The organism is Vallitalea sediminicola (assembly GCF_054408565.1).
Map to the genome: position 1 here is coordinate 1 of NZ_BTPT01000147.1, position 1,893 is coordinate 1,893.

A 1,893-nucleotide genomic window follows, 5' to 3' on the forward strand; every position below is an offset into this window, starting at 1 on the left:
CAAAAAAGATAAAAAGGGGTTTTTATAATTATGGCCCGTGGATAACTTTTTAAAATTTGCAAGTTGATACCCAGAACCTGTGGATAAAGGTCTATAGGAAAAAAATGAAGTTTTTAAAGCTTATTTACCTTTCGGGGCTGAGTTGGAGCAGACAATTTGACAAGTATAAGAAATTTTGTTTATAGTAATATATTTACGATTATTGTGTATTGGATATTTATTATAATAGAAGTAACAATTGGTATATGGTGCTTTATTAATATGGTTAGAATGATCTCTGAGGTGCAAAAATTCTCAAAATGGAAAGCCTTTTTATCAATCATTCTACCAATATTAATCTTGTTTATTTCTGTATTTGTCATACCCTTTGGTACATTATAAAGATATCGTTGAAAATCAATTTTTCCCTAGTAGAGGTCAATCAGTTTTAAATTATTCTGTGTTAAGAAAGGCTATTTCCGATTTTAATAAAGTAGCAAAAACTACTGATTATATTGCAGAGTTGATGATAACATATGTTGAAAACGGAGTAAATTTTACAAATACATATGGAGATATAGATGAGACCTTTTATAATAACATTGCATGTATGTATGATAAGGCAATTAGATATATAGTAAATAACAATTTAGAAGATAAATTCCAAGGTAAATGTAAAAAAGTTATGATCGATGGTCAAGATTTAGGATGGGGTTTTGGCATATTTATGGAAGAATGTTATTATAATAATTTTGAAAATGGTGAAGATTAATATTAAATACGGAACCGTTATATGAAAAAATTTACTAGTGAAAGGTAGTTATGAAGTTATATGAAAGGGCAAGTATCATTTGTTTAAGAGATTGACTGACATTGTATTCTGCTATAGAATATAAATCAGAATATATTTATAGGAGTACGTAATATGTATAAGAAAGTTAGATTTGATGATAAAGAATTAGAGTTATTGGAAAAGACCTTGGATTGGTTAATAGCTAATGCTAAAGATGATTCGAATAGAAGGATGTTTTATCGAATCTATAAAAAGATAGAAAAGGCAAATACTCCAATCAGCGACGATGGAGTAGTGAGTTATATGTCAGGGGCAAGTGATTCAGCAATTGAGTTATATAATCATTTTATGAAAGATTATAACAAAGATTTATACCACTCAATAACAGCAGTTATTGAAGGTTACAAAAAGAAACACTCTGAAGAAGCTGTTACAGAAGAGAGCATTACTTCTTACTATATTGAGAAGTATAAGAAGAAAAGACCTATATTGCTTGAATATGATGAAGGTATGAAAGATATGATAGCGCATGTTTTTAGTAGGCTGTCATGGAAATAGTTGTAATGCATGAGAAATACGAAGGTTTATGGTGCATAGTTCAAGTTGCAAAATCTTGATGATTTAGTTAAGGTCACTTTGGTAAAAAAAGAAAATACATGGCTGTTGCCGTAAATTCCTTCATATAACAGAGTGTTTACGTTCGCTAGCGCACATTCACTCTCTCTGGAGAAAGATTTTGTGCGTCAGAGTGAACGTCGTGAACACCCGAAACGTTATATAACATTACATCACTCATTACAGGGTAGTTCTTTGAGGTCATTTAATGATTTAAGTATACCTAACTGTGATTTTGCTTACATAATATTATACATTTAATACTGATTAATAAAATAATAAAGAGTATTTATTAAGAGGATACAAAGACCAGCTAAGAATTGTCAATACGTAAATGAAAAAAAATTAAAAAGAATGGCTTATAAAAATGAGTAACTTTAATAAGGCTTTTAATTGGAAAGAAAAAAAGCAGCTTAAGCATTTATTCAATTAAAATTTATTTTTATACAGCAATCCTCTGCATATTTTGATAATTGAGATGATGTTCTTCAGGTGTAATTATTTGA

Annotated in this window: 2 protein-coding genes; both read left to right on the top strand. The window is 29.1% G+C overall.

Annotation, left to right across the window (positions count from 1 at the left end; all coding sequences use genetic code 11):
• Window positions 1-367 precede the first annotated feature (367 nt).
• The gene (locus ACX6CF_RS26225; RefSeq protein WP_458788336.1) at window positions 368-751 is read left to right on the top strand and encodes a DUF6155 family protein; all 384 of its coding nucleotides are present in this window, start codon (window positions 368-370) and stop codon (window positions 749-751) included.
• A 153-nt stretch (window positions 752-904) separates the two neighbouring features.
• Window positions 905-1,330, top strand: a complete 426-nt coding sequence (locus ACX6CF_RS26230; protein ID WP_458788337.1) for a hypothetical protein — start codon at window positions 905-907, stop codon at window positions 1,328-1,330.
• The last annotated feature ends 563 nt before the right edge of the window (window positions 1,331-1,893 follow it).

Excerpts from the sequence above, each read along its gene's own strand:
- ACX6CF_RS26230 (WP_458788337.1), top strand. The coding sequence starts at position 905 with ATGTATAAGAAAGTTAGATTTGATGATAAAGAATTAGAGTTATTGGAA.